This window comes from Aliivibrio sp. EL58, from assembly GCF_900312675.1.
Taxonomy (GTDB): Bacteria; Pseudomonadota; Gammaproteobacteria; order Enterobacterales; family Vibrionaceae; genus Aliivibrio.
Genome location: NZ_OMPC01000011.1, coordinates 1 through 14014 on the forward strand (window position 1 = coordinate 1; position 14014 = coordinate 14014).

Annotated in this window: 8 protein-coding genes, 1 tRNA gene and 2 rRNA genes; 7 read left to right on the plus strand and 4 right to left on the minus strand. The window is 40.8% G+C overall.

The genetic code is table 11. The features are described 5' to 3' along the window. The 3 genes from ED622_RS17345 to ED622_RS17355 all read left to right on the plus strand — a co-directional run. Positions 1 to 201: ribosomal RNA gene (locus tag ED622_RS17345) — 23S ribosomal RNA — on the plus strand; the annotation flags it as partial. A gap of 124 nt (positions 202 to 325) precedes the next feature. Continuing rightward, positions 326 to 441, plus strand: a 5S ribosomal RNA gene (rrf, locus tag ED622_RS17350). A gap of 92 nt (positions 442 to 533) precedes the next feature. After that, positions 534 to 610: transfer RNA gene (locus tag ED622_RS17355), tRNA-Asp, on the plus strand. Positions 611 to 1221: 611 nt separating this feature from the next. Here ED622_RS17355 and ED622_RS17360 read toward each other — a convergent pair. From ED622_RS17360 to gltB, 3 genes are all read right to left on the minus strand, one after another. Then, a complete protein-coding gene (locus tag ED622_RS17360) occupies positions 1222 to 1653 on the minus strand; it encodes a DUF1499 domain-containing protein (RefSeq protein ID WP_174213463.1) in 432 nt (143 codons plus the stop codon). Between the two features lie 113 nt (positions 1654 to 1766). Continuing rightward, complete coding sequence (locus ED622_RS17365) at positions 1767 to 3239, minus strand: glutamate synthase subunit beta (protein ID WP_045102844.1); 1473 nt, start codon at positions 3237 to 3239, stop codon at positions 1767 to 1769. Then, the gene (gene gltB / locus ED622_RS17370) at positions 3239 to 7786 is read right to left on the minus strand and encodes a glutamate synthase large subunit (RefSeq protein WP_122036240.1); all 4548 of its coding nucleotides are present in this window, start codon (positions 7784 to 7786) and stop codon (positions 3239 to 3241) included. Before gltB ends, ED622_RS17365 begins: the two co-directional genes overlap by 1 nt. A gap of 569 nt (positions 7787 to 8355) precedes the next feature. On the opposite strand from gltB, the gene ED622_RS17375 reads away from it, so the two are divergent. The 3 genes from ED622_RS17375 to ED622_RS17385 are packed head-to-tail and all read left to right on the plus strand — an operon-like array spanning position 8356 to position 12170. After that, on the plus strand, positions 8356 to 9297 hold the full coding sequence (locus ED622_RS17375; protein WP_122036242.1) for a TIGR01212 family radical SAM protein: 942 nt from the start codon (positions 8356 to 8358) through the stop codon (positions 9295 to 9297). 54 nt (positions 9298 to 9351) lie between these two features. Continuing rightward, a complete protein-coding gene (gene arcB, locus ED622_RS17380) occupies positions 9352 to 11715 on the plus strand; it encodes an aerobic respiration two-component sensor histidine kinase ArcB (RefSeq protein ID WP_122036244.1) in 2364 nt (787 codons plus the stop codon). A gap of 5 nt (positions 11716 to 11720) precedes the next feature. Then, positions 11721 to 12170, plus strand: coding sequence for a membrane lipoprotein lipid attachment site-containing protein (locus ED622_RS17385; RefSeq protein ID WP_254052657.1), 450 nt, complete (start codon positions 11721 to 11723; stop codon positions 12168 to 12170). A 91-nt stretch (positions 12171 to 12261) separates the two neighbouring features. On the opposite strand, the gene arcA is transcribed toward ED622_RS17385, so the two are convergent. Further along, complete coding sequence (gene arcA / locus ED622_RS17390) at positions 12262 to 12981, minus strand: two-component system response regulator ArcA (protein ID WP_045102839.1); 720 nt, start codon at positions 12979 to 12981, stop codon at positions 12262 to 12264. Positions 12982 to 13426: 445 nt separating this feature from the next. Here arcA and ED622_RS17395 point away from each other — a divergent pair, with 445 nt between their 5' ends. Continuing rightward, complete coding sequence (locus ED622_RS17395; RefSeq protein ID WP_122036248.1) at positions 13427 to 13903, plus strand: putative 4-hydroxy-4-methyl-2-oxoglutarate aldolase; 477 nt, start codon at positions 13427 to 13429, stop codon at positions 13901 to 13903. Positions 13904 to 14014: the final 111 nt, after the last annotated feature.

Genomic DNA, 14014 nt, shown 5'->3' on the forward strand with positions numbered 1-14014 from the left:
CAGTAGCATTGCCCGGTAGCTAAGTTCGGGATCGATAAACGCTGAAAGCATCTAAGCGTGAAGCGAGCCTTGAGATGAGTCATCCCTGATACTTTAAGTATCCTAAAGGGTTGTTGAAGACTACGACGTTGATAGGCAGGGTGTGTAAGTGCTGCGAGGCATTGAGCTAACCTGTACTAATTGCCCGTGAGGCTTAACCATACAACACCCAAGGGGTTTTGAACGGATTTGAAGTTGCAAGAAACGTATTGAATGTGATTAAGAACRCATACACAGCTTTCCAGATTATTATTTATCTCTTATTGAGGTAGATAGAAAGAATTTGCTTGGCGACCATAGCGTTATGGACCCACCTGATCCCATGCCGAACTCAGAAGTGAAACGTAATAGCGCCGATGGTAGTGTGGGGTTTCCCCATGTGAGAGTAGGACATCGCCAGGCTTTAAATTAGTTTTTATCTTTTTAAAGATAAAAACAGAATAAAACATAATATGTTTTATTTAAGTAATAGCATTATGCTGAATAGACACTGCGGAGTGGTAGTTCAGTTGGTTAGAATACCGGCCTGTCACGCCGGGGGTCGCGGGTTCGAGTCCCGTCCACTCCGCCACTATACCAAGAAAGCCCTAATCGAAAGATTAGGGCTTTTTTACGTCTGTATAAAGGTAAAATGATGCAGAATAGACACTGCGGAATGGTAGTTCAGTTGGTTAGGCTTTTTATTGGAGAGCTTACCGGCCTGTCACACCGGGGGACGTGTCGCTCTCAAGGTTAATAGAAAGTCCCGTCCACTCCGCCACTATACTAAGAAGCCCTAATCGAAAGATTAGGGATTTTTTACGTCTGTATAAAAGTAAAATGATGCAGAATAGACACAGCAAAGTGGTAGTTCAGTTGGTTAGGCTTTCTATTGGAGAGCTTAGCGGCCTGTCACTCCGGGGGACGTGTCATTTTTAAGGTTAATAGAAAGTCCCGTCCACTCCGCCACTATACCAAGAAAGCCCTAATCGGAAGATTAGGGCTTTCTTGCGTCTATATAAAAGTAAAATGATTTAGAATAGACACTGCGAAGCGATAGTTCAGTTGGTTAGGCTTTTTATTGGAGAGCTTAGCGGCCAGTCACGCCGGGGGAAGTGTCGCTCTCAAGGTTAATAGAAAGTCCCGTTAACTCCGCCACTATACCAAGAAAGCCCTAATCGAAAGATTAGAGCTTTTTTACGTCTATTGAGAAATTATGTTTTGCTCTAGTAGCATCGTTCTTAATTTTTCAACGCGCTTTTTATTTACACCAAAGTCAGAGTGTCCTGTACGAGACTCTGAACGAACAATAAGGTTACTCCCTTCTATTCTAAGCTCTAAATCATCAACAAAGCGAAAGACAGTACTTGTCGATTCTATTCTGACGTAGTTTTCGCTCATAACTGCAATCTTTGCACCTTTGAGCTGCTCTGCTATTTGAGCGATAGTCTCTATTTTTGTATCGGGGTTATTAAGTGTGAAAGGGGCAGCGTTGAAATCAGCTCTAGTTTCTAATGTCGAGATGCAGTTAGGTTTATCAGCACACATCATTTTTGACTTATCAGGCATATTATCGATTCCTTTACTGCAGGCGGTAAGTGTTAGCAATATTGAAAATATGGAGATTATTTTTATCATAGGTCAGTTCATTATTTTGAATAGGCGTTGTTAGTATAGAATAAAAAAGGCCAACATCGAAATGTTGGCCAAAGGTTTGGAAGGAAACCTGAATTAATCTATATCAAAAACTAGGATGCAGATAGCATTAGCGAATCCGCTTTTGCTTCTAGATTCGAGTTACCCATAAGATAAGCATCTACTTCTCTAGAACATTCACGGCCTTCATTAATACAACGTACAATCAGGGATTGACCAGTACGCATATCACCAGCAGCAAATACACCTTTTTGATTGGTTGCATAGCCATCTGTTGCTACGTTGCCACGGTCATCCAGTTTAATATCTAGTTGAGCTAATACACCTGTAGGTTCAGGGTGTAAGAAGCCCATCGCTAAGAATGCTTGATCACAAGGGATCACTCGCTCACTACCAGCGACTTCATCAAATCCTGGACGTTCACCTGGTTTCGCGTCTTGCCAAACGATATCAGCAATACGAAGACCAGTTACATTACCAGCATCATCAGAGATAAACTCTTTGGTTAAGATATTCCAATGACGCTCACAGCCTTCTTCGTGAGAAGTGGTTGTTTTCATGATCATTGGATATTGAGGCCAAGGCATATTTGCAGGGCGTTTCTCTGGTGGGATCGGCATGATCTCAACCTGAGTAATGCTTGCTGCGCCATGACGATTCGACGTACCTACACAGTCAGAACCCGTATCTCCACCACCAATAACAACAACATGCTTACCTTTAGCATGGATCTCTTTAGTTTTAAGATCCATGTTATTAGCACGACGGTTGTTTTGACCTAAGAATTCCATAGCAAAGTGAACGCCATTGAGTTCACGTCCTGGAATAGGTAGATCTCTTGGTACTGTAGAGCCACCAGTGAGTAGAACGACATCGAAGTCTTGGCGTAATTGCAGTGCATTAATATCGACACCAATGTGAGCATTAACTTCAAACTTGATACCGGCATCAGCCATTAAGTTGATTTTACGATCAATGATGTCCATGCCTAACTTGAAGTCAGGGATACCAAAGCGTAGTAGACCACCGACTTTTTCATCGCGTTCGTATACAGTTACAGAGTGGCCTGCACTGTTTAGTTGTTCTGCTGCGGCTAAACCTGCAGGACCTGAACCGATAATAGCAACTGTTTTACCTGTACGAGAACGAGGTTTTTTAGGCTGCGCGTACCCTTCACGGTACGCGGTTTCTACAATCGTTTTTTCGATATTACAGATAGTGATTGGGTCTTGGTTAATACCAAGAACACAGGCACTTTCACAAGGAGCAGGACACACTCGGCCTGTGAACTCTGGGAAGTTATTGGTTGAACTTAAGATCTTCCACGCTTCTTCCCAGCTATCACGATATACCGCATCATTAAACTCAGGAATGATGTTACCAATAGGGCAACCGTTGTGACAAAACGGCACGCCACAATCCATACAACGAGATGCTTGTGTACCAATCTTGTCAGCAAATTCATCATTCAATACAAATTCTTTATTGTCTTGAATTCGAACTGTTGGGTCGAGTTTCTTTGGTAGCTCACGACCATGTTCTAAAAATCCAGTAGGCTTACCCATTATACTGCCTCCACTTCTTCCGTTTGTGCCTGTTGTGCTTCAGCTTTACGCTTTTGAAGAACCGCTTTGTAATCACGCGGCATCACTTTAGCCAGAGAGGCCAAGTTTGCTTCAAAGTTATCTAGGAAAGACTGAGCAACTTCACTTCCTGTGAATTCAACATGCTTAGTTAGCATTTCTAATAGAAGATCTTTATCTTCTTGTTCAATAGGGTCTAGGTCAACAAGTTCAGAATTGAGTTTCGATTCAAAATCACCAGACTTATCCCAAACATAGGCAACACCACCACTCATACCTGCCGCAAAGTTACGACCTGTAGAGCCAAGGATTAGTGCGACACCGCCAGTCATGTATTCACAACCGTGGTCACCAACACCTTCAACGACAACTTTTGCACCTGAGTTACGTACACAGAAACGCTCACCGGCCATACCACGAATATAAGATTCGCCAGAAGTTGCGCCGTAGAAACAAACGTTACCTACAACAATATTATCTTCAGCAACAATCGTTGATTTTAGGTTTGGATAAAGCACTAGCGTACCGCCAGATAAGCCTTTACCCCAGTAATCATTCGCATCGCCCTCGACTTCAAATTTCACCCCTTTAGCAAGGAAAGCACCTAGACTTTGACCAGCAGAACCGTTGAACTTCACGTTCATTGGTTGCGGTAAACCTTGGTCTTTATAGATTTTTGAAATCTCATTCGACAGCATAGTACCTACACTTCGGTCGGTATTTAGGATATCGAATTCAGCAGTAACCGCTTCACCTTTTTCAAGTGCAGGAGTAGCGACTTGAATAAGTTTACGATCCAATACGTCTTCTAGATTATGCTGCTGTTTAATTTGGTTATAGATACCATCTTCAGCACGAGGTTGTTCAACGTGTAGTACTGGTGATAAATCTAAGTTTTTGTATTTCCAGTGGCCGATATCATCACGAACTTTCAGTTTATGAGATTGCCCAACCATTTCATCAATAGAGCGGAAACCTAGTTCTGCCATTATTTCACGTAGACCTTCAGCCATGTACTGGAAGAAAGTCACTACGTCTTCTACGCGACCGTCAAAGCGCTCACGAAGTGTTTTGTTTTGTGTTGCGATACCAACAGGACAAGTATTCTTATGACACTTACGCATCATGATACAGCCTTCAACAACAAGAGCTGCTGTTGCAACGCCCCATTCTTCAGCACCAAGAAGTGTTGCTACTGCAAGATCTCGAGGTGTTTTCATTTGGCCATCAGACTGAACAACGATACGGTTACGTAACCCATTTTTCAGTAGTGTTTGGTGTGTCTCAGCTAGACCTAGTTCCCACGGAAGACCAGTATGACGGATAGAAGACATTGGTGATGCACCCGTACCACCATCAAAACCGGCGATAAGAACGACGTCTGCTTTTGCTTTCGCTACACCAGAGGCGATAGTACCAACACCCGCTTCAGATACTAACTTAACGTTAACGCGGCCTTTACGGTTGGCGTTTTTCAGATCGTAAATAAGCTGTGCTAAATCTTCGATTGAATAAATATCATGATGTGGCGGTGGTGAAATCAGACCAACTCCAGGAGTTGAGTGACGTGTTGCACCAATCCAATCATCGACTTTATCACCAGGTAGTTGACCACCTTCACCAGGTTTCGCACCTTGAGCCATCTTGATTTGTAGCTCATCAGCGTTAGTTAGGTAGTAAGATGTCACACCAAAACGACCAGAAGCCACTTGTTTGATTGCTGAACGTTCCCAGTCACCATTATCTTTTTTCTCAAAACGAATCGGGTCTTCACCACCTTCACCTGAGTTAGATTTAGCGCCGATACGGTTCATAGCAACAGCAAGTGTTGAGTGAGCTTCGTGTGAGATAGAACCAAACGACATTGCTCCAGTAGCAAAACGTTTTAGGATTTTCTCAATAGGCTCTACTTCTTCTAAAGGAATAGATCCTGCTGGATTTTTGATGAAATCTAATTGGCTACGCAGTGTTGCTGCATCATCACCTTGATCATCAACCGCTTTCGCGTATTTCTTAAATTGACCGTAATCTTTATTACGAGTTGACTCTTGAAGTAGAGAAATTGTTTCAGGGTTAAACAGGTGCTTCTCACCACGTTGTTTCCACTGATATACGCCACCCACATCAAGTACTTGAACTGGGATTTCACGAGTTGGATAGCCAACACGGTGACGGATTAACACTTCTTTTGCGATATCATCAATCGTTAGACCTTGGATACGAGAAACGGTCCCTGTGAAGTACTTATCAACTACTGATTTACTGATACCAAGTGCTTCAAAGATTTGAGCGCCATGGTATGACTGTAGTGTTGAAATGCCCATCTTAGAGAAAATCTTAAGTAGGCCGCCATTAACCCCTTTTCGGTAGTTATCAAACAATACTTTTGGATGTACCGTCGGGTCTAGCTTTTTAACACGTTGAAGTTCAACAATGGTTTCAATAACTAGGTATGGGTTAACCGCATTTGCGCCATAGCCAACCAAGGTTGCAAAGTGATGAGTTTCACGAGCATCGCCCGTTTCAATCACGATGTCACACTTAGCACGTAACCCTTTACGGATTAGGTGATGATGAACCGCACCAACCGCAAGCATTGCAGGGATAGCTGCGTGGTTTGAGTTAACTGCGCGGTCTGTTAGTAGAATGATAGAGTAACCATCAACGACGGCATCTTCAGCATACTGACAGATACGTTTAAGTGCACGCTCAAGCTTTCCTGAATCTTCATTGGCTTGGAAAACGATATCCAGTGTTTTTGCTTGTAGATGTTCGTTATCAATAGCACGCAGTTTTTCTAGCTCAGAGTTAGAAAGAACCGGTGATTCAAGTTCGACTTTCTGACAGTGCTCAGGCGTTTCAGCAAGTAAGTTTTGGTCTTTACCTAAGTAGGTGTTTAGCGACATAACCATACGCTCACGGATCGGATCGATAGGTGGGTTAGTTACTTGGGCAAACAACTGCTTAAAATAGTTAGATAAATGCTGAGATTGATGAGAAAGGATCGCTAGTGGCCAATCGGCACCCATTGCAGTTAGTGGCTCATAAGCCGTTTTCGCTAATGGTAGGATGATCTCATTCACTTCTTCAGAGGTAACGCCAAACGCTTGTTGACGATTGAGTAGGCGCTCAGGAGAAGGTTGGCTGAATTGGTTTGTCGCTTCAGGCAGTTTATTTAAGCTTAGAAGGTTCTCTTCAACCCATTTTTCATAAGGTTGTGATTTCGCAATGCCATCTTTTACTTCTTCATCAGAAATAATACGGCCTTGTTCTAAGTCAGCAACAAAGATACGACCTGGTTGCAGACGACCACGGAATTCAATGTTTTCTGGTGCTATTTTTACAACACCAGATTCAGATGCCATCACAAGGAAGTCATCTTTTGTCACGGTATAACGAGAAGGACGAAGACCATTACGGTCAAGTGTTGCACCTACTTGAACACCATCGGTGAAACAAACAGACGCAGGGCCATCCCAAGGTTCCATTACGTTCGCGTGGTATTGATAGAACGCGCGACGGGTAGGGTCCATGTTTTTATTTTCTTGCCACGCTTCAGGGATCATCATCATTAATGCGTGTGGCAAGCTACGGCCAGAAAGAACAAGCAGTTCTAGCGCCATATCGAAATTCGATGAATCTGAGCTGCCTTCCTGACAAATCGGAAGTAGCATATCCATTTCTTGTTGGCTAAATAGATCAGATTCTATAATAGCTTCACGGGCTTTCATCCAGTTCAAGTTGCCACGAACTGTGTTGATCTCACCATTATGGGCAATGTAACGGAATGGTTGAGCTAGACGCCAGCGAGGGAAAGTATTAGTAGAGAAACGAGAGTGAACCAGCGCTAATGCCGTCACCATTGTTGGATTTTGTAAGTCTAGGAAGTACTGTGGAACTTGCTCAGTCGTTAATTGGCCTTTATAAACAAGTGTTTTGTATGATAGAGAGTTGATGTAGAAATCATCACCAATATTAGAAATACTTTCCAAACAGACTCGAACGGTGTAGTTGCGTAGAACATACAATTTACGTTCAAGCTCTTCTGGGGTAATTGATGGGCCACCAGAAATAAATACATGCTCAAATTGAGGCTCTGTACTTAGTGGATCGTCGCCTAGCATTGAATTATCGACAGGAAGAACGCGATAACCAATGATTTCTAAATCAAGACGTTGAGCATTACGCTCTAAAATATCTCTACATTGTTGACGTTTATGCTCATCTTTAGGGAATAAGACAACACCAACACCGTATTTCTCAAAAGATGGCAGTTTAATACCAAGTTTTACGGCTTCTTCTAATAAAAACTCATGAGGCTTTTGTAAAAGAATACCCGCGCCGTCACCACTGCATGGATCACAGCCTTGACCACCACGGTGTTCCATACGAGCAAGCATATCAAGTGCTTGAGTAACCACATCATGAGATTTACGGTTTTTGAGGTGAGCGACAAAACCGATACCACACGCATCATGCTCCAACTCGGGAGTATACATGCCTTGTGTATTCTGCTCTCTATCTACCATAGATACATCCTTCCAGTATTATGCAGACACAACTTCTCTACGTAAGTTTCTGTCTAGTCCTTTGCTAAATTTTAATCGAACTTGCTGTGAGTTAGTCTCAAGAGGTAGCAAGTTTGAATCCATTCTGGCGCTTGCTGGCATCACTTAATATGACGTGCAAACGAACCCAATCCATTGTGATATCTATCAAATACATTTTTATCCGTTGTATTTGTTGTCTGAGGGTAGATATCACTATCGAAACACCACAACATTCATGTTGATGGCAAATTAAACTATTTTACGATGTAACTATCCTACATTTTTGTCATATTAAATACCAACGAAAGTTGCACGTAATTTTCACTTTTTTTACTCAAAATGAATAAGTATTTATAATAATTCGGCTTTTTTCGCATTTAACCGCCACTTTATGCGTCTTTTATTGATATAAATTACAATTGCGAGTGACGGTTTTCGCTATTATTTACGGTCTTTTTTTACAAACGAGTTAGCAACTTTCACAAATAGAATTGAGACTTCTTTTTATTTGTGAACTAAGTGCTTGATTTACTTAATTGGTTATCGCGATGCAACTTCATGAACTAGCAAATACATTTGGACAGGATTTACAGCGCCGTTATGGTGAAAAAGTACATAAGCTGACCCTTCACGGTGGATTCAGTTGTCCAAACAGGGATGGAACGATAGGAAAGGGTGGGTGTACCTTTTGTAATGTAGCTTCATTTTCTGATGAACAAGAGCAGTTCAAATCGATTCATGATCAGTTGGTAGATAGAGCAGGAGAAGTGCAGCGTGCTAAAAAGTACCTTGCTTATTTTCAGGCTTATACGAATACCTTTGCTGAAGTTCAAGTTCTTAAAAACATGTACGAAGAAGCGCTTAAATCTGCAAATATTGTAGGGCTATGCGTTGGAACTCGTCCTGATTGTGTGCCTGATGCCGTATTAGACTTATTGAAGGGCTATGTTGATGATGGTTATGAAGTTTGGCTAGAGCTTGGGTTGCAAACGGCCAATGATAAAACCCTAAAACGTATTAATCGAGGTCATGACTTTGCTTGTTATGATGCGATTACTCGTAAAGCAAGAGCGCTTGGGATTAAGGTGTGTACGCACTTAATTATTGGTTTACCCGGCGATACCGAGGAAGACTACCGCACTACCTTGGCTAAAGTACTTGAAACAGGAACGGATGGACTTAAATTACATCCTTTGCATATTGTTGAAGGCAGTACTATGGCCAAAGCGTGGCGAGCGGGAAAAATAGAAGCGCCAGAGATGGATGATTATGTCGATGTTGCTTGTGAATTAATTCGATTAACCCCTCCAGAGATTGTGTATCACCGAGTATCAGCGACAGCAAGAAGACCAACCCTTCTTTCGCCATTATGGTGCGAACCGCGTTGGTTAGGTTTAACAAATGTTGGTATGGCTTTAAATAACAAAGGTGCACAAGGCTCTTTGATTAACCAACCCTTCAAATATACCGCCCCAGTATTGAAAAAATAACTCAAATAGAGCTAACCCTGATATTATTTAGCTGAATACTATCAGGGTGTGTTTATGAAGCAGTTAAAAATTCTCGCGCAATTTTATGTCGATCTCATGGTGAGACTTGGCATCGTTCGTTTTAGTCTCTTACTTGCCATTGCTTTAGTTGCATTGGCCGTTATTGTTCAAGTTGGCGTTACGCTTGTATTAAGTGGTGAAGTTAATGATTTGGATATTGTTCGTTCAGTGTTCTTTGGGTTATTAATTACACCATGGGCTGTCTTTTTCTTATCCGTCGTCGTTGAGCATTTAGAAGACTCTCGTCAAAGACTTTCTAAATTAGTCAGTAAGATGGAAGAGATGCGCACTCGTGATTTAGATTTAAATAAAAAATTACAAGGCAACGTAAAGAAGCTAAATCAAGAAATTGAAGAGCGTGAAAAAGCAGAAGATGGCAGAAAAGAAGCGATGGAAGATCTTGAAAATGAAGTCTTTCAACGAGAAAAAGCGCAATTAGAATTAGCAGAACAAACCGCATTACTTAGATCTTACCTAGATACCTCTCCAGACATTATCTATTATCGAAATGACCTTGGTCTTTTTTCTGGCTGTAATAAAGCGATGGAAGATCTTACGGGTAAAACAGAAAAAGAGTTGATCGGTTTATCTCCAAAAGACGTCTATAACGCAGAAGTCGCTGCCAAAGTTATTGATACTGATAGACAAGTATTGAGAGACGACAAAGCCTTAACTTATGAGCAGTGGTTAGATTACCCTGATGGTCGTAAAGCGTGTTTTGAGCTAAGTAAGATCCCGTTCTACAGTAAGTCAGGCCGTCATCTTGGTTTGGTTGGTTTTGGACGAGACATTACCGAACGTAAAGAATATGAAGATGCATTACAAAAAGCCAGTCGTGATAAAACCACCTTTATTTCTACAATAAGCCATGAGTTACGCACTCCACTGAATGGCATTGTTGGTTTAAGTCGTATGTTGTTAGATACCCGTCTTGATGATGAACAGCATAACTATATGCGAACCATTAATGTCAGTGCGATCACCCTTGGTAATATCTTTAACGATATTATTGATATGGATAAATTTGATCGTCGTAAATTAGAACTGCTACCTAAGCCGCTTGATTTCATAAGCTTTGTTACTGAGATGGAAAATATTTCAGGCTTAATGGCTGAGCAGAAAGGATTGCGCTTTGATCTTGAAAGACTCTCTGATTTACCCGCAAATATTAGTGTTGATAGTACGCGCCTACGCCAAGTGCTTTGGAATTTAATTGGTAATGCGACTAAATTCACTAAAGAAGGCAGTGTCGTAATGTCTGTGGGCGCAGAGATATATTCTGACAGTGCAGAAATAACCTTTGAGATTGAAGACACTGGCATTGGGATCCCTGAATCAGAGTTAGATAATGTATTTGCAATGTACTATCAAGTAAAACAAGGCAAAGACAATCTGCATGCCGTCGGAACAGGGATTGGCTTAGCTGTATCTAAAGAGCTTATAAACCTTATGGATGGAGATATTACCGTAAGCAGTGAACTAGGCTTTGGCAGTACATTTACAGTAACGATTAATGTGCCATTAGTGGATTCTGTAAAAGAAGAAGAAGCGATGCCAGAAAAGAAAAGTGCTAAGTCATTGCGTATCTTTATGTTGGAAGATATTGAGTTGAATGTGACAGTAGCTCGCTCATTGCTTGAAAGCCTTGGCCACACTGTTGATGTAGCCATGTGCGGTGAAGACGCTCTTAATCAATTTGACCCAACTAAATACGATCTAGCCTTACTGGATATTCAATTGCCAGATATGACCGGTTTTGATGTTGCTCAGGCATTGAGAGAGAAATTCGACGAGCTACCGCCATTAGTTGCATTGACGGCTAATTTATTAAAAGAGAAAGATGAATACTTTGAAAAGGGCATGGATGAGGCGATAAGCAAACCTCTTAGTGTGAAAGCATTAACCGAAGTGCTTGAGTTATTCTCGATGTCAGATAAGAAAATAGTACAACAGAAATTAAAACAACCAGTAAAAACAGCGGAACAATTAGAGAATGAACAGCTGATTGAGCGTTTATTAGATATAGAGATGTTAGAGTCATACATTGATATTGTAGGGACTAAACCTGTCCATGCTAGTATTGAAATGTTTGAAAAAAGCATGAAAGAATACATTCAAATTCTAGACACAAACATGACAGCAAGAGATCAAGACGGTATTGTGTTTGAAACTCATAAAATGAAAGGGGCGGCGGGCTCTATTGGATTGAAGCATATTCAACAAGTCGCTCAAAAAGCACAATCGCCAGATTTACCTGCATGGTGGGAAAACATTGATGATTGGGTCGAAGAAATCAAAAATGAATATGAAAATGATATTCAAATATTAAAAAGCTGGCTAGAGCAGCAAGATAAATAAGGGATATGATGAGAAAGGTATTATTAGCCTCAGTAATGATGGTCGCATTATCAGGTTGTCAAATGACATCTCAGCCACAAGCTGATTGGAAGCAAGATAATAAAATTGAAGTGATGGATGCTAAAATTCAGCTTAATTCAGCGGTATGGGTTGACCAGATGCCTACCATTGGTGAAGAAAGAGATGAGAGTAAAGTTAATTTTGCTCTGACGTTAACATCAGAACAGGTAATTGCTCCTGAGTTGGTTATTGATAAAGTACTTCTTCGTCAAGGTGATAATTCATGGCCGCTATCTGATGAAGAGTTTGAAGTACGGGTTCATGATAACCATACTTGGGAAATTGCAGGACAATCTTTTTACGATATAGACGCAGCACAGCCTGTTGATATCGCAATTGAAGCAAATAATGAGTGGATTGTTGAAACTGACGTTCAGATCGACACGGTTTACTAGTCACCTCAACTCGAGGCTAGTTGCTTTGTATAAACTAAAAATGCCCAGCTATTACTAGCTGGGCATTTTTTATTGGTAAATTAAAAGAGGCTTATAGCTCTTCTAAATCACCACAGAAACGGTAACCTTCACCGTGAATTGTAGCAATGATCTCTGGAGTATCAGTTACTGATTCAAAGTGCTTACGGATACGACGAATTGTCACATCAACCGTACGATCGTGTGGCTTAAGCTCACGACCTGTCATTTTTTTCAGAAGATCAGCACGAGTCTGGATCTTACCTGGGTTTTCACAGAAGTGAAGAAGAGCACGGAACTCTGAACGAGGAAGCTTATAGCTCTCACCGCTTGGGCTTACAAGAGAACGGCTATTGATTTCAACTGTCCAACCATTGAACGCATAACGTTCAACAGTTTTCTTATCTTCAACTGTTGTGCTTTGGTTCATTGAACGAGTTAATAAGTTACGCGCACGAATAGTTAGTTCGCGAGGGTTAAACGGCTTAGTGATGTAATCATCAGCGCCAATTTCTAGACCTAAAATCTTATCAACTTCATTGTCTCGACCTGTTAGGAACATTAGAGCCATATCGCCACGCTCACGAAGTTCACGAGCAAGAAGAAGGCCATTTTTACCTGGTAGGTTGATATCCATAATCACAAGGTTAAGTTGTTGCTCAGAAAGCACATTGTGCATTTCTTCGCCGTCACTCGCTTCAAAAACATTGTAGCCTTCGGCTTCAAAAATGCTTTTTAGTGTATTACGAGTTACGTGTTCATCTTCAACGATTAGGATCTGAGGGGTTTGCATGGGCGGTACCTAACTAACTGATTAAAGTCAAAAGTAGAATTAAGGGTGTTAATTCTATAATAAAAAATTTACAAATAGGAATAGATTCTTCAATACTCAACTAAAATGTTAAGAGAAGAACAGAAACCTAAACGGTACGCCATCCTTGGTGGTTGTTATTGAATATATACCCAATAACATGATAAAGCTCTAATTTCGTGAGCTACTAGCTGAAACTCCATTAGAAGGGAGATTTTAATCCCTTAACACCACTCTAACAATAAGCGATTTTTATTTCCATACATTTTATTGATTTAGGTCAATAGTAATCGATATCAATAGCGTGTAGTAATAAATATAGAGACATATCTATATTAAATTTGTAAATAACTATGCGAATAATCGCGAAGTATTTTAACGAATGTTGTTATTGTAGAGTCAACTTTACAAACAAGGAGAAAATAAAATGGATTTATTACCTGATATTTGTGACCAATTTGAAGACAAAGTACAGCTCATTGATGTTGAGTTTAAAAATTATGGTGGAAAAGTGTGCTTTTATGGTGAGATTGTAACGGTACGTTGCTACCAAGATAACTCGTTAGTGAGAGAAGTATTACAAACCAATGGTAAAGGCAAAGTGTTAGTGATTGATGGCAATGGCTCTTGCCAAAAAGCGTTACTAGGCGATCAAGTTGCAACGCTTGCGGTGAACAACCAGTGGGAAGGCGTCGTCGTTTATGGTGCGGTGCGCGATGTTGGCGCTATACAGAATATGCCATTAGGATTAAAGGCGTTAAGTACCTCCCCTTTTAAAACAGAGAAAAGAGGGGCAGGAGAGCAGCAGGTGTCCGTCACCATTAATACACAGATCATTTCTCCAGGCGATTATATTTATGCCGATCTTAATGGGGTTTTGATGAGTAAAGAATTACTAATTTAACGGTAAAGATTAAAATTATAAAAGCTTATTTTATAGATGATACTCAATGACTTGAGGCGATATATTCTTCTTTTGTTAAATTAATGAATAAAGTTTTCATTGACTTGTAAG